The 18,127-nt window shown below is 62.3% G+C and carries 19 protein-coding genes and 2 tRNA genes; 5 read left to right on the top strand and 16 right to left on the bottom strand.

All coding sequences use genetic code 11. The annotated features are described in order from the left end of the window. Nucleotides 1-201: 201 nt before the first annotated feature. Genes FXN63_RS09035 through FXN63_RS09000 form a run of 8 tightly spaced genes read right to left on the bottom strand, consistent with a single transcriptional unit; the run spans nucleotide 202 to nucleotide 7,048 of the window. Nucleotides 202-654 carry a DMT family transporter gene (locus FXN63_RS09035; protein ID WP_148814352.1) on the bottom strand — a complete coding sequence of 151 codons (453 nt, stop codon included), beginning with the start codon at nucleotides 652-654 and terminating at the stop codon, nucleotides 202-204. Next, entirely contained in the window at nucleotides 654-1,034 is a 381-nt protein-coding gene (locus FXN63_RS09030) for an EamA family transporter (protein WP_281290861.1), read from the bottom strand. Before FXN63_RS09030 ends, FXN63_RS09035 begins: the two co-directional genes overlap by 1 nt. Continuing rightward, the gene (locus FXN63_RS09025; protein ID WP_148814351.1) at nucleotides 1,031-1,876 is read right to left on the bottom strand and encodes an alpha/beta hydrolase; all 846 of its coding nucleotides are present in this window, start codon (nucleotides 1,874-1,876) and stop codon (nucleotides 1,031-1,033) included. Before FXN63_RS09025 ends, FXN63_RS09030 begins: the two co-directional genes overlap by 4 nt. Then, nucleotides 1,873-2,601, bottom strand: a complete 729-nt coding sequence (locus tag FXN63_RS09020; RefSeq protein WP_246165079.1) for an MtnX-like HAD-IB family phosphatase — start codon at nucleotides 2,599-2,601, stop codon at nucleotides 1,873-1,875. The genes FXN63_RS09025 and FXN63_RS09020 overlap by 4 nt, the downstream gene beginning before the upstream one ends. Further along, nucleotides 2,594-3,529, bottom strand: coding sequence for an efflux RND transporter periplasmic adaptor subunit (locus tag FXN63_RS09015; protein ID WP_148814350.1), 936 nt, complete (start codon nucleotides 3,527-3,529; stop codon nucleotides 2,594-2,596). Before FXN63_RS09015 ends, FXN63_RS09020 begins: the two co-directional genes overlap by 8 nt. Next, entirely contained in the window at nucleotides 3,526-4,446 is a 921-nt protein-coding gene (locus tag FXN63_RS09010) for an ABC transporter ATP-binding protein (protein ID WP_246165078.1), read from the bottom strand. Before FXN63_RS09010 ends, FXN63_RS09015 begins: the two co-directional genes overlap by 4 nt. 5 nt (nucleotides 4,447-4,451) lie before the next feature. Beyond that, complete coding sequence (locus tag FXN63_RS09005) at nucleotides 4,452-5,588, bottom strand: ABC transporter permease (protein ID WP_148814348.1); 1,137 nt, start codon at nucleotides 5,586-5,588, stop codon at nucleotides 4,452-4,454. Beyond that, on the bottom strand, nucleotides 5,585-7,048 hold the full coding sequence (locus tag FXN63_RS09000; RefSeq protein ID WP_187395155.1) for an efflux transporter outer membrane subunit: 1,464 nt from the start codon (nucleotides 7,046-7,048) through the stop codon (nucleotides 5,585-5,587). The genes FXN63_RS09005 and FXN63_RS09000 overlap by 4 nt, the downstream gene beginning before the upstream one ends. Before the next feature lie 409 nt (nucleotides 7,049-7,457). Between FXN63_RS09000 and FXN63_RS08995 the strand changes: the two genes are divergently transcribed. The 3 genes from FXN63_RS08995 to FXN63_RS08985 are packed head-to-tail and all read left to right on the top strand — an operon-like array spanning nucleotide 7,458 to nucleotide 10,076. Beyond that, nucleotides 7,458-8,174, top strand: a complete 717-nt coding sequence (locus FXN63_RS08995; protein ID WP_148814346.1) for a response regulator — start codon at nucleotides 7,458-7,460, stop codon at nucleotides 8,172-8,174. 1 nt (nucleotide 8,175) lies between these two features. Then, complete coding sequence (locus tag FXN63_RS08990; RefSeq protein WP_148814345.1) at nucleotides 8,176-9,363, top strand: sensor histidine kinase; 1,188 nt, start codon at nucleotides 8,176-8,178, stop codon at nucleotides 9,361-9,363. A 53-nt stretch (nucleotides 9,364-9,416) separates the two neighbouring features. Then, nucleotides 9,417-10,076: an HAD-IA family hydrolase gene (locus tag FXN63_RS08985; protein ID WP_148814344.1), complete on the top strand. Its 660-nt coding sequence runs from the start codon at nucleotides 9,417-9,419 to the stop codon at nucleotides 10,074-10,076. A 20-nt stretch (nucleotides 10,077-10,096) separates the two neighbouring features. Here the strand turns inward: FXN63_RS08985 and FXN63_RS08980 are convergent, their stop codons facing one another. Then, nucleotides 10,097-11,068, bottom strand: coding sequence for a LysR substrate-binding domain-containing protein (locus FXN63_RS08980; RefSeq protein WP_148814343.1), 972 nt, complete (start codon nucleotides 11,066-11,068; stop codon nucleotides 10,097-10,099). Between the two features lie 127 nt (nucleotides 11,069-11,195). Here FXN63_RS08980 and FXN63_RS08975 point away from each other — a divergent pair, with 127 nt between their 5' ends. Together FXN63_RS08975 and FXN63_RS08970 are read left to right on the top strand one after the other, a co-directional pair. Continuing rightward, nucleotides 11,196-12,440: a D-amino acid dehydrogenase gene (locus FXN63_RS08975; RefSeq protein WP_148814342.1), complete on the top strand. Its 1,245-nt coding sequence runs from the start codon at nucleotides 11,196-11,198 to the stop codon at nucleotides 12,438-12,440. Nucleotides 12,441-12,535: 95 nt separating this feature from the next. Continuing rightward, the gene (locus FXN63_RS08970; RefSeq protein ID WP_148814341.1) at nucleotides 12,536-12,829 is read left to right on the top strand and encodes a hypothetical protein; all 294 of its coding nucleotides are present in this window, start codon (nucleotides 12,536-12,538) and stop codon (nucleotides 12,827-12,829) included. A gap of 79 nt (nucleotides 12,830-12,908) precedes the next feature. Here FXN63_RS08970 and FXN63_RS08965 read toward each other — a convergent pair whose 3' ends face one another. From FXN63_RS08965 to pheS, 7 genes are all read right to left on the bottom strand, one after another. Continuing rightward, on the bottom strand, nucleotides 12,909-13,298 hold the full coding sequence (locus FXN63_RS08965; protein ID WP_148814340.1) for a DUF3606 domain-containing protein: 390 nt from the start codon (nucleotides 13,296-13,298) through the stop codon (nucleotides 12,909-12,911). A 3-nt stretch (nucleotides 13,299-13,301) separates the two neighbouring features. Next, a tRNA-Pro gene (locus FXN63_RS08960) sits at nucleotides 13,302-13,378 on the bottom strand. A gap of 157 nt (nucleotides 13,379-13,535) precedes the next feature. After that, a tRNA-Pro gene (locus FXN63_RS08955) sits at nucleotides 13,536-13,612 on the bottom strand. Nucleotides 13,613-13,636: 24 nt separating this feature from the next. Continuing rightward, nucleotides 13,637-14,050 carry a MerR family transcriptional regulator gene (locus FXN63_RS08950; RefSeq protein WP_148814339.1) on the bottom strand — a complete coding sequence of 138 codons (414 nt, stop codon included), beginning with the start codon at nucleotides 14,048-14,050 and terminating at the stop codon, nucleotides 13,637-13,639. A gap of 14 nt (nucleotides 14,051-14,064) precedes the next feature. After that, nucleotides 14,065-14,415, bottom strand: coding sequence for an integration host factor subunit alpha (locus tag FXN63_RS08945; protein ID WP_148819098.1), 351 nt, complete (start codon nucleotides 14,413-14,415; stop codon nucleotides 14,065-14,067). A gap of 148 nt (nucleotides 14,416-14,563) precedes the next feature. Then, a complete protein-coding gene (gene pheT / locus FXN63_RS08940) occupies nucleotides 14,564-16,972 on the bottom strand; it encodes a phenylalanine--tRNA ligase subunit beta (protein ID WP_148814338.1) in 2,409 nt (802 codons plus the stop codon). 81 nt (nucleotides 16,973-17,053) lie between these two features. Then, entirely contained in the window at nucleotides 17,054-18,073 is a 1,020-nt protein-coding gene (gene pheS, locus FXN63_RS08935; RefSeq protein ID WP_148814337.1) for a phenylalanine--tRNA ligase subunit alpha, read from the bottom strand. Between the last annotated feature and the right edge of the window lie 54 nt (nucleotides 18,074-18,127).

The following is an 18,127-nucleotide window of genomic DNA, read 5'->3' as shown; positions in this document are numbered from 1 at the left end:
CGTCTCAGCGCCGTCAATGCAATCACCAACGCGGCCGTACCCGAACAGGTGATCTGCACATTTGGCAGCCCAAGCATGTCCACCAACCCATCTTCCAGGCTGTCGGCACCTCGCTCGCCGGTCCAGGACGACGCCCCGCCGGGCAACAAATCACTCAGCGTCAGCGGCAGCCCCGCAGTCGGGGGCAGGTCGAAACCCGGTCTAGTGGGCGTGACCGTCGGCATGGGTACGTGAACTGGTTCCGTGGGCAGGGGCTGGCGGCACGCTGTCGCCTGCTTCGCCGCCAAGCTCGGCCTCACCCAAGGCCAGGCAGACAATGCCGGCGATGATCGTCAATGCGCCAACCACTTGCCACGGCCCGATACGTTCATCGAACAGGTAGACGGACAGCAGCATGACCGACACCAGTTCCAGGTGGGACGCAGCAAACGCAGGCCCGATGGGGGCGTGCTGAAGCAGCGTCATCCACGCGAAGAACGCGCCGATGTAGCCCACGAAGGCACCGTAAATCCAGGGCTGGCCAAACACACGCAGCAACCAGTCGGCCGAGAATTCAAGCGGCAAGGCCTGGGTAGCAGCGTATTTGAAGCTGATCTGGGCCAGGGTATCGAAAGCCATCAGCGCCAGAAAACCAAGCAGGTAAAAACGGCGCATTACTGAAGCCCCACGACGGCAACACCGATTGAAATCAACACCATGCCCGCCACCCGCAGGCGCGTCAGTTTTTCGGCAAACCAGTAGCGCCCGGCGATCATGATGGCCACGATGTTGATCGAACCCAACAGCACGCCTTCAGACAGCGGCACCAGCGACAGGAAGGACAACCACAGCACGAACTCGGCCACATAGCAGGCAATGCCAACCCAGATCCAACGCCGCGCCAACATCCACTTCCAGCGCGCCACACCTGCCCCTGCATCGGGGTCACCGGCAGCCGCCTTGAAGGCAAGCTGCCCGCCACTGTCGACCAGCACGTTGGCAATCCACAGCACGATGGCGATGGCCGGCATGCCGGTGCTCAACTCAGTGCTCATGCCGCCGCCCCCATGGCCTTGCCTTTTTCGTCGACGATGCGGTTGATGAACTCAATGGTCTTATTGATCACGGTGCGCCGCTCGCGGTCGATGGTGACCATGTGATAACTGTCTTTCAACAACAGCATTTCCACCGGTGCCTGCGTGACACGTCGCGCGATCAATTCCGCATTGCGCAGGCTGGCCACGTCGTCTTCCGTGGCATGGACCACCAGGCATGGCGACTGAATGTCGCGCAGCTGGCGTCGTACCGTTGACGACAACACGCTCATCTCGGCCACGGCCCACCAGGGGTTGCCCGGCAGTCCGGCCGCGCTGCTGTCGCCCGACTGCATCTGCGCCACGATGCGCTTGCGCAGGTTTTCGTCCTTGATGCCGTAAGGTGGCTGTTCCAGGAAGCTGCGGTGCCGTCCGATGCCCAGTGCGCGGAACACCGGCAGCAGGAATGCCAGGCGCGTGAACGCGGGCATGCTCCAGCCGTCGTGGCGGAACATGGTGGCGTAAGCCGCCACGCCATCAACCAGGTCGGGCCGTTGCGCGGCCAGCCGCAAGGCCAGCAAGGCCCCCATCGACAGACCACCGACGAACAGGTTGTCGACCCGTTTTTTCAGGCGCTCTGCTCCGGCTTCGACGCTGGCATACCAGTCGCGCCAAGTGGTGGCCAACAGGTCTTCTTCTGTGCCGCAATGCCCGGCCAGTTGCACGCAATACACCGTGAACCCCGCGCGGTGCAGGCCCTTGGCCACCACACGCATCTCGTTGGGCGTGCCGGTCAGGCCGTGGATCAGCATCACGCCGGTACGGCCGCCTTCCAGCACAAATTCGTTGTCGACGATGCTCATGCTGTGACTCGCTCGTGAGCAATCAGGGCAGGCAGCAGACGAATCGCGTCGTCGAAGCCCTGAATGGGCGCGTGGTCGATGTCGTTGTCCACGCAGTGATCGATCAGGCGGTACTTGGCAAGCACAAAGCTGGCTTGGCCAGACACGCAGAAATCCGAGGTGCTGTCGCCCACGAACAGCACGTGTTCATGGTGCTGCAGTTGCTCGGCCAGACGCTCGCACTTGCAGTTGCCGCTGGCCCGCTTGCAGTCTTCCGACGCATACGGGAAGTCCAGCCGCCAGCTGCGTTCGCCCACTTGCACCAGACGATTGGCGATCACCGGCAGATCGTCCAGGCCGATCAGGCCCAGCAGGTAACGGATCACCAGGTCCATGCCGTCGCTGACCACCTGCACCGGCGCACCCAGCTTGCGCGCCAAGGCCACGAAGTCGGCAAAGTGCGGGTCGATGGCGATGCCTTGCAAATGGGCTTCCATCTCTTCGGCACTCATGTCCAGCAGGGCAATCTGCCCGGCCATGCATTCGCGCGACCCGATCTCACCCAGCTCCCAGGCGGCTTCCAGGTCTTCCCAGCCGGGCTTGGCAAAGCGTTGCAGCAAGGTGTCGGTCACGTCACGCAGGCTGATCGTGCCGTCGAAGTCGCATTGCACGATCCACGGGGAATCGGCGTCCAGTTGCACGGGCGTCGCGGCCGGGTTCATGCGGGAGAGTGTTTGTTCAATCATAAAAAGTCACCTGTACGTTCTGGCCGATGCGCAATGCGGCAGGCCCGGTAAACACCACGACGCTTTCGACTACCCGGACGTTGGCGCGCAAGGCGGCGTCGTCATCCAGGCGGCTTGGGGAAAAGGTCTGCCCGACCCGCGCCAATTGGCCGGCAATGGGGGCACCACGCGTGTCCGACACCACTGCCACCTCGGCACGCATGCCCGGTTTCAGTCGTCCGACAAAACTCTCGTTGACCTCAGCGCGCACGATCAGCGGCCGGTCTGGCAACAACACCATCAAGGGACGGCTGGCGCGCGTGCCCACCATGCTGCCGGGCTGCACATACAGCGACAGCACGGTGCCTGCCTGCGGAGCCCGCACCGTGCGGCGTTCCAGACGATGACGCGCCAGGCTCAGACGCTGACGGGCAATCGCGACATCGGCCTGCGCAAGCGTCACGGATTCAGCAATTTCCTGCACATGGCGCGTTGCGTCGTCGGCACGCTGCTGGTCGCTGGCACCCGCGCGCGCGGCTTCGCCCAGGCGCTGCGCAGTCTGGCGGGCGGCGGGCATGCCGGCACCCTGTACCCGCAAGGCGGCTTCGGTGCGGCGCAGTTCGGCCTGGGCCAGGTCGACTTCCAGCTGTGCGTCCTGGGTACCCAGGTGGAACAGGACATCGCCCTTCGCAACCCGCGCACCCTCTTTCACCGCCACGCTTTCCACTTGTCCTTCTTCGGTCGTGCCGAGTTCCAGCAAGCCACCTTCGACATCGACCTTGCCACGCGCAACCGCCGCGTAGGCAACGGGCGCAGCGGCCGTGGGCACGGCAGCGCGTGCGTTGCGTGCACCCGCCCCGTCGAAGCAGCCGGTCAGCACCGCCGCCGCAAGCAGCGCCAGGGGTACTGTGCCGAGTCGCAAACCGAGTCGCAAAAATAGTGACTTCATGCCTGACGGCCTTTGTCAGAGTGGTATTGGGTGGATGGCGGTGCATCAACCGACGAATGCCCAACCACATTCAATGCGCCATTGCCAGGCATCGGCGACATCGGCGTCATTGGATAAGCCACTGGATTGCCCGGCATGCCCGGCCGCCAGTCGCTGCGGATTGCACCGTCTTCCATGCTCAGCACGCGATCGGCGTGCCGCACCAGTCGCGGGTCATGGCTGACACACACCACGGTCGTGCCATGCCGGCGCGCAATGCGATGCAGAATGTCGATCACGTTCTGCCCGTTTTCCGCATCGAGCGCGCTGGTTGGCTCGTCAGCAAACAGCAGCTGCGGTTCCTTGGCTAGTGCGCGCGCAATCGCAATGCGCTGCTTCTCGCCGCCCGACAATTGCGCAGGACGCAGTTGCGCCCGATGTGTCATGCCAACCTCATCCAGTGCAGACATGGCACGTTCCAGCGCCTGCCGGTCAGACATACCCAGATAGCCCAGCGGTAACTGCACCTGTTCCACCGCCGTCAAGGCAGGGAACAGGTTGAAGCCCTGGAAGACAAAACCCGTGTGTTGCAGGCGAAACCGCTCCAGCGCCCGTTTGTTCAGATCACACAGCGACTGACCCAACGCCTCGACCGTGCCCATGTCGGGGGCTTGCAGGCCACTCAGCAAAGACAACAAGGTGCTCTTGCCGCAGCCAGAAGGCCCAGACACCAAGGTCAACTCGGCCGGCAAAATGGCGACGGACAGCTTTTGCAGCACCTTCACCTGCACCACGCCAGCGACGAAGGACTTGCTGATGCCCACCGCTTCCAGGCTGGCCGCAGGCGGCTGATCGGCAAACGGCGCGAGGACCGACGCGGCAAGCACAGGTTCGGCGCGTGAACCTTGCCGGGCGTGGCCGAATGCGGGTTGCGACACGGGACTCATCGCAGCAACATCGCCGGATCGGCGCGCCATAAACCACGCACGGCAATCAGCCCGGACACCAGCGCCAGGCCAAGCACCAGACCGCCGCAGATCAAACCGACCTGCAAAGACATGGCCACGGGTACATCGCGCCCAGCTGCCACGGCAAGCAGCAAGGCGCTGGCCGCGGTGGCCACGATCACTCCCAGGCCTCCCACCCATACCGATTGTTCAAGCACCACGCGGCTGAGTGCGGCAAAGCTCGCACCCAGGGCGTTCAAGGTGGCGTATTCACGGGTAGATGCCAACACCATGGCCATCAAGGACTGGCTGGTGATCACCGCCCCGACCAGGCATACGATGCCGGCCATGAACATCACGGCAACACCTGCACCAGTGCCGAACAACCAGTAATGCTGCGAGCGACGCGCGAATTCACGCGCGGTCCAGACTTCGAAGGGACCGAATGCGGAATCGGCGTGCATGCGGGCGCGCACTTCTTCGGCACGACGCGGGTCACGCAGCCGGGCGACGAAGTACGTGGCCAGGTCGGCCGGGGCCGGACCGCTGACCATGCCGCGCGCCGTGTCCAGCGACGCCAGCACATTCACCCCGCCCAAGGCCCGCAGGCCATTGACCACACCCACCACCCGCACCCGGGCACCATTGACCCAGCCCACACCGTCGAGTCCGACGCCAAGCTGTTCAAGATCGGCGCGATCGACGATGACGGTGCCGGGCACACGCAGCAGTTCGCGGCTGCCAGCGGACAGGAAACGCGAGAACATGGATGCATCAGGTGCCGTGTCGATGCCGGACACAAATACCGACACGCCACCGTGCGCATTGCTGCGGTCGCGCCAGTCGCCATCGACCCAGACATAGGGTTCGACGCGGCTGACTTCCGGGTCCATGCGCAGTCGCATTTCCACATCGGGGCCGATCGGGCGTCCGAAGTTCACGCTTTGCGTGCCTGGGTAACCTGCCCACAAGTCGCCCGACGAACCGGTGACATAAATTGCCGCACTGCCAAAAATTCCCAGCACCAATGCAGCCTGAACCGCCAGCAAGACGCCGCAGAATCCCACCGCCAACACGGCCGGCAGGAACCGACGCCATTCGTAGATCAGCGTTTTGCGGCCGAGTGCGATCATGGTGTTGCCTCGGCGCTTGCAGTCTGGGAAGTGGCGAGCTGGTGGTTCGTATTTACCGGGGTCACATCGGCCATGTCCGCATCGCTTGGCAAGGGCGCACCACCCAGCGCCTTGTACAAGGCAACAAAGGCCAGCGCGCGCGAGGCCAGCGCGCCGGTCAAGTCCATTTCGGCCTGACGACGCGCACGCTGCAAAGACAGCCCATCGAACTCACTGGACAGCCCCTGGCGCTGCAACACGCGTTGCGAGGCAACGCCAGCATCCAGTACCGACAGTGCGCGTTCGCGATCCGCCAGACGACGGCTTTGCTGATCGAATGCAGACAGCGCGGTTTCGGTTTCGCCCACGCCCACCACCAAGGCTTCGCGATAGGCCAGCAGGGCAGCGTCCAGCGCAGCTTGCTGTGCGTCCACGTTGCTGCGGCGGCGTCCCCAATCGAACAAAGGTACGTCGATCACCGGGCCGATGATCGGCAGATTGTTGAATCGCGCCGGACGGTTCTGAGTGACGTTGTAGGAATACAGGTAGGACGCGCCCAGCACCACACGCGGATACAGCGCCGAACGTGCCAAGCCCAGGTCGCCGGCGGTTTCCAGCACATGGGCTTCGGCTTTGCGGATTTCAGGCCGTGTGCGCAGCAGATCGGCGGGCACCTGCGTAAGCGACGGCGTGGACAGCTGCGGCAAGGAAGCAGTGTCGAACCACTGCGCATCGGGCGCGGTTCGCCCTAGCAAGACCGCAAGCCCTTGTGCGGCTGCGTGAATGGCCGCACGTGGCTCGGCAGATTCGGCATCCAGCTGCGCCAGACGTGACTGCACCTGCGCGCGCTCGCTGGCCGGAGCCTGGCCGGTGCGTACACGCACGTCTTCCAAGCTCAGCGCCCGGGTTTCCAATGCGCGCAGCCGATCGATACCGTCCAGCCGTTGTTGCGCAGCACGCAGATCGAGATAATTGCGCACCACTTCCGCCACCACCGACACACGGGCCGCCTGCGTATCGGCCAAGACGCCTGCAATAGCACCCTCGCCTTGCATCTGGGTGGCTTCGCGCGCACCGAACAAGCCCAATTCCCACACGGCGTCCAGGCTGGCCTGGAAGAAGGTGTCGATGGCAGAGGCGTCCTGCGCATTGCGGGTATTGAAGCTGACGCCCGGCAGATAACCCACGTTGGCACGCGTAGCCAGTTGACGCGCCTGGCGCAAGCGGCTGCGTGCCTGGGCCAGGCCCAGATTCTGTTCCAGGGCCTGGGACACCAGGCCATCGAGCACCGGGTCGTGGAAGCTCTGCCACCAGCTGCGCAAATCGGGCGCAGGCTCGGCGCTCAGGCTGGCTGCCCCGCCTTGCTGGTAGACAGCGGGCACGGTGTTGGGCAGCACCACCGGCTCTACACTGGCGCACGCCCCCAGCGCCGACAGGCCGACGGCGGCGATCGAAGCGAGCAAGAGACGGGCGGCAGACAAGGCGATGGCTCTTGAAGGGGCGGGAGAAATCGGGCTGAAAGAACTGGGCTGAAAGAATTGGGCCGATCAAGCGATCTGAAAGAAAACGGTCTGAGGCAAACTCACCCGGGGAAACCGGACACAGCGCCGGAAATCATCGGAGGCACCCGCAGCGTACGCAGCATCGACCCAGCATTGCAGCGATTTTCACGATCGAAGCTTGTGCAGCGGTGCACGTTTTGTGGAGACTGCGTGTAGACACGCAGCCGCCGTGCAACAACGCGGCAAGCGCGCCACGACTCCTCATGGCTTTGCCCAGGGCAAGCTTGAAACCCGGACAAAATCGGCATAATGCGCAGATAGGCGCAGAAGACAAACGCTGGTACATGCAGCCAAGGCATTCATGCGTACTGCGCCAGAAAGGACACTCATGCATAACGATGCGCACCGCCCCGTGCCGCTGGTGCTGGTCGTGGAAGACGAACCCGGTATCGCGGACATCCTGCTGGCTTATCTGAAACGAGACGGCCTGCGAACTCATCACGCCGCCAGCGGCCCCGCCGCCCTGCAACTGTTCCGTCAGTTGCGCCCAGACCTGGTTTTGCTCGACATTCGTCTGCCCGGTGCCGATGGGGTGGACGTGCTGCGCGACATCCGCGCCGAAAGCCTGACCCCTGTCATCATGGTCACGGCCATGACCGACGACGTGGACAAGCTGCTGGGTCTGCGTATGGGCGCGGACGATTACATCGCCAAGCCCTTCAACCCGGCCGAAGTCGTGGCACGGGTGCGCGCGGTATTGCGGCGCAGTTCTCCGGTAGATACGGCAATTGCGACCATTCGCGTCGGCCGCATCGAAATCGACGAGACCGCGCACGCGGCATCGGCTTATGACGAAGCGGGCGTGGCCCAGCCCCTGGCCCTGACGTTGACCGAATATCGGTTGCTGGCCCATTTGGCACGGCAGCCACGGCGCTGCTTTTCACGTGCGGAATTGATCACCGCCTGCATGCCCGAAAGCGATGCGCTGGATCGAGTGGTGGATTCGCACCTGAGCAAATTGCGCCGCAAGTTGCAGCTGGCCGGCTGTGGTGACCTGATCGAGACCGTGCGGGGCATCGGATACCGTTTATGGCCCGAGTCCTGACATGGCCCGCGTTCTAGACCGGATCTGGGTACGCTTTGGCGTCCAGATGGCAATTGTGGTGGTCGCCACCATCGCCATCCTGGCATCCAGTGTCTTTTTCTTCACCGATTCGCAATACCGCGAGTTCTACGACAGCCTGCCCAGCGACGTGCGCGCGGAACTCGACCAGTTGAAGGCCAGCGACCAGGAAGACAGCCCGCGCGCCTACGAAATCTACGGCCACTACTGGCGCGAAGACCTGTGGTTCGGCGAAAAGTGGTCACTGGTCATGGGCCTGGTGATCTGCATTCCCTTCGGGCTGGGCGCAGGCTTCTGGCTGTCGCGCATCGTCACCAAACCTTTGGGGTCGATTGCGCAGGCGGCACGCGAAGTGGCGCGCGGAAACTTTGCGGTTCGCGCCCACATCGGGCAGTCGCGCGGCGAGCTGGCAGAGCTGGTATCCGACTTCAACCAGATGACCGATTCGCTGCAAGGGCTGGAACGTGAGCGACGAAGCACCGCCGCAGCCATGTCTCACGAATTGCGTACGCCACTGACGGTACTGCGCGCGCGGCTGCATGCGCTTTGCGATGATGTGATTCCCGCCACGCCGGAAGAATTTGCCCGGCTGCTGCAACAGGTGGAACACCTGGGACGCCTGGTCGATGACGTGCACACCTTGTCGCTGGCAGATGCCGGACGCCTGTCGCTGCACCCTGAAAATCTGAACCTGACCCAGTTCACCCGCCGTGTACTGGCCGACTACCAGAACCGTTTTGACGAGTCTGCGCTGGAAGCGGTGTTGATTACCTCGTCAAACAATGTGGTGGCGTGGGCAGATGCCGACCGGCTGCGGCAGATTCTGGTCAACCTGATCGAAAACGCACTGCGTTACGCAACCGGTGCTACCCGCCTGGAAGTTGCACTGCGTGCCGACAGCAACTGGTCCACACTGACCGTCAGCGACAACGGCCCGGGCTTGCCGCCCGATGTGATGGCGCATCTGTTCGAGCGCTTCCATCGATCTGATTCTTCACGATCGCGTGGTACCGGTGGTTCAGGGCTTGGGTTGACCATCGTAAAAATGCTCAGCACCCAACAAGGCGGTGATGTGCAGGTGGGCCGATCGGCAGCCGGTGGAGCCAGCATTACCGTGCGGCTGCCGCGCACGGCGCAGGCTCAGCCAACGGACCTGTCGCGGACAAACTGAAGCTGTCATGCGCCTATGGCATAGTCCTCGGTCTGTGAACCAGGACCTATGCCATGAGTTCAAATACTGCCCCTGACCGCATTGACGCGGTGATTTTCGACTGCGACGGCACCTTGGTCGACAGTGAAACCTTGTCTGCCAAGGTAGCCCTGGACATGCTTGCCGAGCATGGTGTGGTGCTCGATTACGAAGACATGCTTGCCCGCAACCGGGGCCGCCAGTTTGCGCGGATCGTGGACGAACTGCGCGCTGCATACCCCCATGCGGTGGCCGATGACTTCATCGAAGATTTCCGCACGCGTACCTTGCATACCTTCCGCCAACACTTGCAACCCATTGCTGGTGCGGTTGCTCTGGTGGAAGCATTGCACTTGCCGATGTGTGTGGCCTCCAACGCCCCACGCGCCAAGATCGAAGCCTGCCTGGAAATCACCGGCATGCTGTCGCATTTCCAAGACCGGATTGTCAGCGCCTATGAAGTCGGTGCCTGGAAACCTGACCCGGCCCTGGTGCTGGCAGCCTGCGCCTTGTTCGATCTGCCGCCCGAACGCTGCCTGCTGGTCGAGGACAGTGTTGCCGGCGTGGAAGCAGGCATCGCCGCAGGCGTGCACGTGCTGGCTTATCGCATCGATACGCCTGGCACGCATTGGCCAAGCGACCGTGTCAGGCTGATCGATGACCTGGCAGACGTGCTGACACGCGTGGCGGCCTGACGTCTTTTTTCCGAACCCGACTATTCGTCTTGCGTCAGACCGGATGCGGCGCGTGGGGCCGCTTCCCAGGCAACCGGTGTCGAATCGATCACCTGTGGCAAGCGGGCATCCAACTTGGCCTGGGCATCACGCAGGCATTCGCCCAGGCTGTCCGACAGGACCGAACTGGGGCGGTGGGCGGCGCGCAGCATCACCACATCGAAGCGTAGCGGTGGTTCAATGGCATATAGCGTCAAGGCATCGAAGGCCCCGCTGACCGCCGTGTTCTGATCGACGATTGCCACCCCTGCCCCGCTTTCCACCAGTGCACGAGCCAGGGAATAGGTCTGCACTTCCAGGCGCGATACGGCGTCTACCCCGGCATCGCGCAGCCGCTGTTGCACCAGCATGCCCAAGGGGCTTTCGTCGTCCAGCGCGATGAAGGGCAAGCCCAGGAAATCGTCCAGATGCAGCGGCCTGCCAGCGGGTGGCGCAATGCCGGCCGGCACGGCCAGCACCATGCGGCCGTGTCCCACGACTTCCGCACGGATGGCCTCGTGTTCGGGCGGGTTTATTGCGAATCCCAGATCGAAATCGTGGGCCAGCAGGCCTTGCAGAATGTCGTGCGAGTGGTGGCTGAGAATGCGGCAGCCGGCGTCGGGATGACGCTGTCCGAAGCGTTGCACCGCGCCGGTCAACACGCTTTGCGCCAGGCTGGGCGTGGCCGCCACGCGAAGCACACCCGCGCCATGATGACGCAAGTGACCAGCCACTTTTCGAAGGCGTTCAATGCCACCGTAGACACGATTGGCTTCCTCGAACAACACCAGCGCTTCGGGCGTGGGCATCATGCGACCACGGCCGCGTTCAAACAAGGCAAAGCCAAGTTCCTGTTCGGCATGCTGCAGCACACGGGTGACGACCGGCTGTGAGACATGCAGGTAACGCGCCGCTTCGCTGACGGTTTTCATCAGCATCACGGCACGAAAGACTTCTATCTGGCGCAGCCGCATGGAACCGTCCGAAGGGGGTATAGCCTGAAGCTATATTCTTGCACGAACAGGTATTGGCGCTTAGGCGAACGGCCGCCTATCTTGATGGTCGGGGCGCACGTCACGCGCCCACCCACGGAATCGCAGCATGAAAATCCTTGTCGTCGGTGCTGGCATCATTGGCATGACCACCGCCTACTATCTGGCGCGCGACGGACACCAGGTCACGGTTGTCGATCGGGCCGACGCGGCAGGAGCAGAAACCAGCTTTGCCAACGGTGGCCAACTGAGCTACAGCTTTGTGGCCCCGCTTGCCGGGCCGGGTGTCCTGAGCAAGGTGCCGGGCTGGCTGCTGGATCGCAATTCCCCGCTGCGCTTCCGCCCTCGCCTGGACCCGAATCAGTGGCGCTGGAGCGCGGCTTTTGTGCTTGCGTGCAATGCGGCAAAAAGCCGCCAGACGGCTGAAAAATTGCTGGCCTTGTCGTTCTTGAGCCGTGACCTGTATCACGAGCTGGCAGAGCAGGAAGGCGTGCCCTTCGAGTTTGCGCGCAGCGGCAAACTGGTGATGCACCGTGAGGCCAAGTCGTTTGACGATGCGCGCGCACAGACTGACTACCAAGCCACGCTGGGCTGCCACCAGGAAGTGCTGAACGCCGACCAGTGCGTGGCCATCGAACCCGCACTTGCAGACGTTCGTGGCGAGATCGCCGGTGGCATCTTCACCCGCAGCGAAGACAGCGGTGATTGCCGTCAGTTGTGCGAGTCTTTGGTCGCACGCTTGCGCACCCAAGGTGTGGTGTTCCGCTTTGGCGCGAACGTGACGCGACTGATTACCCGTGGTGACCAGATCAGCGCAGTAGAAGTCGATGGCGACTTGCTTGAAGCCGATGCCTTTGTACTCGCGACAGGCGTCGATGCGCCCCGCCTGACCCGCCCGCTGGGTATTCGACCCTTGTTGTACGGGCTGAAAGGCTACAGCCTGACCTACCCGCTGGTGCCGGTCAGCAACGCCCCGACAGTCAGCGTGACAGACCTGCAGAACAAGGTGGTCTACGCCCGCATTGGCGACCGCCTGCGGGTGGCTGGCATTGTGGACATGGGTGACGACAACACCATCATTCGTCCTGAACGCATTGCCACGCTTGCCCGCCAGACCGAGGCACTGTTCCCGCGTCTGTCGGCATCTGGCGCACCGACCACCTGGGCTGGCCTGCGACCCGCGACACCCGAAGGCGTGCCACTGATCGGACCTACCCGCGTGCGCAACCTGTGGATGAATATCGGTCATGGCGCACTCGGGTTCACCTTGGCGACCGGCAGTGCACATCTGCTGGCCGGCATGATTGCCGGACGCGCAGACGAACGTGCGAAGTTGTTCAAACCCACATATTGACTATGCGCAGGGCACCACCCATTGCAAAACTCGGCATTGGTACTGTATAAATATACAGCACTCAAACTTTGGTCATCATGACCATGGAGCCCGATATGCAGTACACCGTCGCCCTGCAAGACTTCCCCGAGATTCCCGCCGATGTTCGCCAGCAGGCGGAACGCCGTTATGGCAAGACATTGGAAAAAGCACTGGGAGGTGCCGACGAAGTTGGCATAGCTTACCGCGCCTGGACCAATGCCGAAGACTCGTCGGAAGATGAATTGTCGGCTGATGACCGGACGCAGGCGCTGCGCTGGCAGAAGGCAGCCATGAAGGCACAGACAGAAGGCTTCAATGGCCTGGGCGAAGCGCCCGAGGCCTATTTCGAAATCAAGCTGGTTCGCTAGAAAGCCAAAGGGCCCGCAGATGCGGGCCCTTTTTCATGCATGTCGTCTGCCCCTGCATTACGCGGGCAGCAGAAAATCATTATTTCTTCAGGTATTGCTCGACCTTGATCGCCGAGGTACCGACCGACGACACCGCGTCCTTTATCCGAACGGCAGTCACACCAAATTTGTCTGTCCAGAAACGCAAGTCGTCTGCATCGCTCAGGTCGATTTTGGTACGTTCGGCAGTGGCAGCTTTCGCCTTGGTCTTGGCCTTGGTGCCTGGGGTGTTCGTGGATGTGGTCGTGCCGTCAGCCATACGTATCTCCAGTCTTGCGGGGGAATCCCAGCGACAGAGAATAGCAACATGCATGCCGACGTGCGGCATACGTGCAGCTTGGTTGCGATTCAGTTTGCCAATCGCAGAATGAACTTCAAAAACCAATACAAAAAGCCGTTGGTGAATTAATTCACCAACGGCTTTTTTCAATACTGGTCGGAACGGTGGGATTCGAACTCACGACCCCTTGCACCCCATGCAAGTGCGCTACCAGGCTGCGCTACGCCCCGACTGAAAACTGCAGGCGCTAGTATAACAGTTCTGAATAAATCCGCTGCGACAGAAGACGCATTTTTATCGTAATTTGCGTTTTCAACGTAATTTTCACCAGCAATGAAAAACGGGTTACGCCTTGCGGCGTAACCCGTTTTTGGTCTTGCTATTCTTTGGTCGGGACGGTGGGATTCGAACTCACGACCCCTTGCACCCCATGCAAGTGCGCTACCAGGCTGCGCTACGCCCCGAACAGAAAAAAATTATAGCAGGTTTCAGACTTTCAGTGCGGTGACGATGTAATTCGCCAATCCGGTGAGGCCAGTGCGCAGCGCTTCGACTTCTTCGCGCTTGAACACGACGTCGTCGTTGATTGGTGGCAAGGCATCGTCGGGCACGGTATCGCCGTGGCGATTGGCGCGGCCATCGTCCAGGCGGTTGCGTGCGCCGCTGATGGTGAAGCCTTGCTCATAAAGCAACTCGCGAATCCGGCGGATCAGCAGAACCTCGTGGTGCTGGTAATAGCGCCGGTTGCCGCGTCGCTTGATAGGCTTGAGCTGGTTGAACTCCTGTTCCCAGTAGCGAAGCACATGGGGCTTTACACCGCACAGCTCGCTGACTTCGCCGATCGTGAAGTAACGCTTGGCCGGGATCGGCGGCAGGATAACGGAGGATTCAGTACGCGCCATGACAATTCAGCCTTTCAAGACTGACGCTGATGATCGCGCAGGGCGACCTGCTCGACCATGCTCTTGAGTTTCTGGCTGGCGTGGAAAGTCACGACACGACGTGCCGTGATGGGAATCTCTTCCCCGGTTTTCGGGTTGCGGCCAGGCCGCTGGGGCTTGTCGCGGACCTGAAAATTTCCGAAGCCAGACAGTTTGACCATATCGCCGCGCTCAAGCGCGTCGCGAATCTCTTCGAAGAAAGTCTCCACCATGTCCTTGGCCTCGCGCTTGTTCAGGCCAACCCGCTCGAAGAGCAGGTCAGCCAGTTCAGCCTTGGTCAAGGTGTGGGCATCATCGTCGTCGCGAGGAGCTGCGGGCGCAGGCAGCTCATCGTGGCCGGAAAGCAAGAGGGAGTCAGCGTCGGAGTGGAGGGAGTGCATAGACCTAAAACGTTCAACCTCGGAAGGGCCGGATACTGGACCCGGCCCGCGACAGCAGGGAGGCGCCGCGCGCCGGTGAGGCGCGAACCCCGCGTCAGGCCCGTTGCCGGGCACCATGCCCGGAGATCAATGCATCACGCAATTTGGTGATGCAAGCGTCGACTCGGGCATCGTCGAGAGTCACCGAAGTATCCTGCACCCAGAAGCGGAAGGCAAGGCTTTTTTCCTTTGCTGACAAGGACTTATCTCGCCAAACATCGAAAATGCGTGCATCCCGGACGACCGCCAACTCAGTATCGGCAGCGATGGTTTTGGCCACCGTATCGAGCAACGATTGCGCGCTGACCGATTCGTCCACCCACAGGGCCAGATCGCGGATGACAACCGGCTGACGCGAGACTTCGTGCAAGGTCGGCAGACCATATTCACCCAGCAGGGCAACATCCAGCTCGAAGACCACTGGCGCATGCGGCAGTTCGGCTTGCTGCACCCAGCGCGGGTGCAGTTCACCGATCCAGCCGATTGCCTTGCCGTCGATTTCGACTGCGGCAGAACGGCCGGGATGCAGGGCGGGATGCTGTGCCGCCGTGAAGCGCGGCGTGCGGCTGCCGAACAATGCTTCCACGTCGGCTTTCACGTCGAAGAAATCGACCTGACGAGCGGCCTGCCCCCACTGCTCTTCAACCACAGGGCCGTAAGCAATACCGGCCAGCTTCACTGGCTGATCCACACCCGCCACTGACAGCGGACCATCAGCGACCTGTGCATCACGGCGGAAGATGCGACCCAGCTCGAACACCCGAACGCGCGGCTGCTTGCGGTTGACGTTGTACTGCACGTTGGCCACCAGGCCGCCGATCAGGCTGCTGCGCATCACCGACAATTGGCTGGCGATGGGGTTGAGCAACGTGATCGGGTCGGCATTGCCGGCGTAGTTCTTTTCCCAGTCGGCTTCCACGAAGCTGAAGTTGATCACTTCCTGGTAATCGAGCGCAGCGGTGGCGTGGCGAAGCGCGTGGGCGCTGCGCTGGGCTTCCGGCTGCGCGATCATGGCGGCCGGGGCAACCGGCGGCAGATCGGGAATACGCTCGAAGCCGTAGACGCGGGCCACTTCTTCGATCAGGTCTTCTTCGATTTCGATGTCGAAACGATAGGAAGGCGGCGTGACCGTGAAGACCGCTGCATCTTGATCGAAGGTGAAGGCCAGGCCCAGGCGCGAGAAGATCTGGGCGATCTCGGCCTGGTCGACAGGCACGCCCAGCACGCGATGGCAGCGCGCCACGCGCAATTGCACCGGATCACGCGCGGGCAGGCTCAGCGTCTGGTCATCGACCGGACCGGCATTGCCGCCGCAGATCTCGATGATCAGGCGGGTCAGGTATTCCAGGTGTTCGACCGTGGTGGCGAAGTCCACACCACGCTCGAAACGGTAGCTGGCGTCGCTGCCGAAGTTGAAGCGACGTGCGCGACCAGCGATCGAATTCGGCCACCAGAAAGCGGCTTCCAGGAAAACGTTGGTGGTGTCCAGCGTGACGGCGGTGTGGTCGCCGCCCATGATGCCCGCCAGCGATTCCACACCACGGTCGTCGGCAATGATGCCAACCTGTCCGTCCAACTGCACGGTCTGGCCGTTCAGCAGCAACAGGCTTTCACCTTCCTTGGCCCAACGTACTTGCAGGCCGCCGCTGACCTTGTCCAGGTCGAACACGTGGCTGGGACGACCCAGTTCCAGCATGACGTAGTTGGAGATATCGACCAGGGCCGAAATCGAGCGCTGCCCTGCCCGCTCCAGACGCTGCACCATCCAGTCCGGGGTCTTGGCGTGGGCGTTGACGCCACGCACAACGCGGCCGCTGAAACGGCCACACAGGTCGGGCGACTGCACCGATACCGGCAGGCGGTCTTCAATGGTGGCAGCCACCGGCGTGAAGGCCGGGACCTTGAGTTCCGCGTCGGTCAATGCCGACACTTCACGGGCAACACCCAGAATGGACAGGCAGTCAGCCTTGTTCGGGGTGAGCTTCAAGGTGAATACGGTGTCGTCCAGCGACAGCGTGTCACGCACCGATTGGCCAGGTGTGGCGTCAGCCGGCAGCACCATCAGGCCGGCGTGGTCTTGCGACAGGCCAAGCTCACGTGCCGAGCACAGCATGCCGGCGGATTCGACGCCGCGCATTTTCGCGACACCGATCTTGATGCCGCCAGGCAGTTCGGCACCGACACGAGCCAGCGGCACGTTCATGCCGACTTCGACATTCGGTGCGCCGCAGACGATCTGCAGCAGTTGGCCGGAGCCATCATCGATCTGGCAGACGCGCAGCTTGTCTGCGTTCGGGTGCGGGGCGAGTTCGCGCACGTGCGCGACCACAACACCCGAGAACGGCGGGGCGACAGGGGCAGCATCTTCGACTTCCAGGCCGGCCATGGTCAGGCGGTGTGCCAGTTCGTCGGTGCTAAGCGCCGGGTCGGAGAACGACCGCAGCCAGGATTCAGGGATTTGCATGTTCAGGGGTCCAGCGTCGGATTCAGGTAGCGCCGCGAGCAATCCGCAGGCGCATCGTGACAAGGGGTCGGCGAACCGACGTCAGTTGAACTGCTTCAAGAAACGAAGATCGCCCTCGAAGAACTGGCGCAGGTCATTGACGCCATAACGCAGCATGGTCAGGCGTTCCAGGCCGGAGCCGAACGCAAAGCCGATGTAACGTTCCGGGTCCAGGCCGAAGTTACGCACGACGCTGGGATGCACTTGTCCCGAGCCCGAGATTTCCAGCCAGCGGCCCTTGTTGGGACCGGAGGTGAACATCATGTCGATTTCTGCGGACGGTTCCGTGAACGGGAAGAACGACGGGCGGAAACGCAGCACCAGGTCATCCGTCTCGAAGAAGCGGCGCAGGAAGTTGGTGTAGACACCCTTCAGGTCAGCGAACGAGATGTCTTCGGCGATCCACAGGCCTTCGACCTGATGGAACATCGGCGAGTGCGTGGCATCGCTGTCGACACGATAGGTTCGGCCCGGCGCGATCACTTTGATCGGCGGCTTGTTCATGCGCGCATAACGCACCTGCATCGGGCTGGTGTGGGTGCGCAGCAAGAGCGGCAAGCCTTGCGCGTCCTTCATGTCGACGTAGAAGGTGTCCTGCATCGAACGCGCCGGATGGTTTTCCGGGTTGTTCAAGGCGGTGAAATTGGTCCAGTCGTTTTCGATTTCCGGGCCATCGGCCACGTCGAAACCGATCGAGCGGAAGATCTCTTCGACCCGCTGCCAGGTCTGGATCACGGGGTGAATACCACCCACGCTGCGGCCACGACCGGGCAAGGTCACGTCAATGGTTTCTTCGGCCAGACGGGCTTCCAGCTTGGCGTCGGCAAGTGCTTGCCGACGATCATTCAGGTGCCCTTCGATGGCGGTTTTGGCCTCGTTGATGCGCGCGCCTTCGGTGCGCTTTTGCTCGGGCGTCAATGCGCCCAGGCCTTTCAACAAGGCAGTCAGTGCGCCCTGCTTGCCGAGGAACCGGGCCTTCTCGTTTTCCAGCGTGGCGGGGTCGGCGGCGCCGGCGAACGCCTGCCTGGCTTGTTGGATCAGATCATCCAGATTCTGCGACATGGCGACTTCACGAATGGGGGTGGACTACAGGGGTGGTCACCTCGCCTGCTGACA

The sequence above is a fragment of the Pigmentiphaga aceris genome (assembly GCF_008119665.1).
GTDB lineage: Bacteria > Pseudomonadota > Gammaproteobacteria > Burkholderiales > Burkholderiaceae_B > Pigmentiphaga > Pigmentiphaga aceris.
This window is presented reverse-complemented; position numbering and strand designations above follow the sequence as displayed.

Excerpts from the sequence above, each read along its gene's own strand:
- FXN63_RS09035 (WP_148814352.1), bottom strand. The coding sequence starts at position 654 with ATGCGCCGTTTTTACCTGCTTGGTTTTCTGGCGCTGATGGCTTTCGAT.
- FXN63_RS09025 (WP_148814351.1), bottom strand. The coding sequence starts at position 1,876 with ATGAGCATCGTCGACAACGAATTTGTGCTGGAAGGCGGCCGTACCGGC.
- FXN63_RS09020 (WP_246165079.1), bottom strand. The coding sequence starts at position 2,601 with ATGATTGAACAAACACTCTCCCGCATGAACCCGGCCGCGACGCCCGTG.
- FXN63_RS08985 (WP_148814344.1), top strand. The coding sequence starts at position 9,417 with ATGAGTTCAAATACTGCCCCTGACCGCATTGACGCGGTGATTTTCGAC.
- FXN63_RS08975 (WP_148814342.1), top strand. The coding sequence starts at position 11,196 with ATGAAAATCCTTGTCGTCGGTGCTGGCATCATTGGCATGACCACCGCC.
- FXN63_RS08970 (WP_148814341.1), top strand. The coding sequence starts at position 12,536 with ATGCAGTACACCGTCGCCCTGCAAGACTTCCCCGAGATTCCCGCCGAT.
- pheT (WP_148814338.1), bottom strand. The coding sequence starts at position 16,972 with ATGCAAATCCCTGAATCCTGGCTGCGGTCGTTCTCCGACCCGGCGCTT.
- FXN63_RS08950 (WP_148814339.1), bottom strand. The coding sequence starts at position 14,050 with ATGGCGCGTACTGAATCCTCCGTTATCCTGCCGCCGATCCCGGCCAAG.
- pheS (WP_148814337.1), bottom strand. The coding sequence starts at position 18,073 with ATGTCGCAGAATCTGGATGATCTGATCCAACAAGCCAGGCAGGCGTTC.
- FXN63_RS09030 (WP_281290861.1), bottom strand. The coding sequence starts at position 1,034 with ATGAGCACTGAGTTGAGCACCGGCATGCCGGCCATCGCCATCGTGCTG.
- FXN63_RS08990 (WP_148814345.1), top strand. The coding sequence starts at position 8,176 with ATGGCCCGCGTTCTAGACCGGATCTGGGTACGCTTTGGCGTCCAGATG.
- FXN63_RS09005 (WP_148814348.1), bottom strand. The coding sequence starts at position 5,588 with ATGATCGCACTCGGCCGCAAAACGCTGATCTACGAATGGCGTCGGTTC.
- FXN63_RS08980 (WP_148814343.1), bottom strand. The coding sequence starts at position 11,068 with ATGCGGCTGCGCCAGATAGAAGTCTTTCGTGCCGTGATGCTGATGAAA.
- FXN63_RS08995 (WP_148814346.1), top strand. The coding sequence starts at position 7,458 with ATGCATAACGATGCGCACCGCCCCGTGCCGCTGGTGCTGGTCGTGGAA.
- FXN63_RS09015 (WP_148814350.1), bottom strand. The coding sequence starts at position 3,529 with ATGAAGTCACTATTTTTGCGACTCGGTTTGCGACTCGGCACAGTACCC.